We start from the raw sequence: 355 nt of genomic DNA, 5'->3' as shown, positions 1-355 counted from the left end.
CGACCAATTGATTAAAAGTCAACTGCTCTACCGACTGAGCTAACGACCCGTGGTATCCCGTAGGGGAGTCGAACCCCTGTTACCGCCGTGAAAGGGCGGTGTCCTAGGCCTCTAGACGAACGGGACAATGGTGGAGCTAACCGGGATCGAACCGGTGACCTCTTGCATGCCATGCAAGCGCTCTCCCAGCTGAGCTATAGCCCCACTAAATGCTCTAATCTAAACCGTATCAATCTGTGTGAACACTCATCGCGACTTATTTATCTTCACTTTAAAAAGTAAAAACAAACTATCCGTATCGTATAAGGAGGTGATCCAGCGCCAGGTTCCCCTAGCGCTACCTTGTTACGACTTC

Annotated in this window: 2 tRNA genes; both read right to left on the bottom strand. The window is 50.1% G+C overall.

Annotated elements, in window-relative coordinates:
* Window positions 1-50: 50 nt before the first annotated feature.
* Window positions 51-126 (bottom strand) — tRNA-Glu (locus UF06_RS22285).
* Window positions 127-128: 2 nt separating this feature from the next.
* Window positions 129-204: transfer RNA gene (locus tag UF06_RS22280), tRNA-Ala, on the bottom strand.
* Window positions 205-355: the final 151 nt, after the last annotated feature.

It is taken from the genome of Vibrio sp. S234-5 (genome assembly GCF_000960595.1).
Lineage (GTDB): Bacteria > Pseudomonadota > Gammaproteobacteria > Enterobacterales > Vibrionaceae > Vibrio.
Note: the sequence above shows the minus strand (reverse complement) of the source record. Positions and strands in the feature narration are given on the sequence as shown.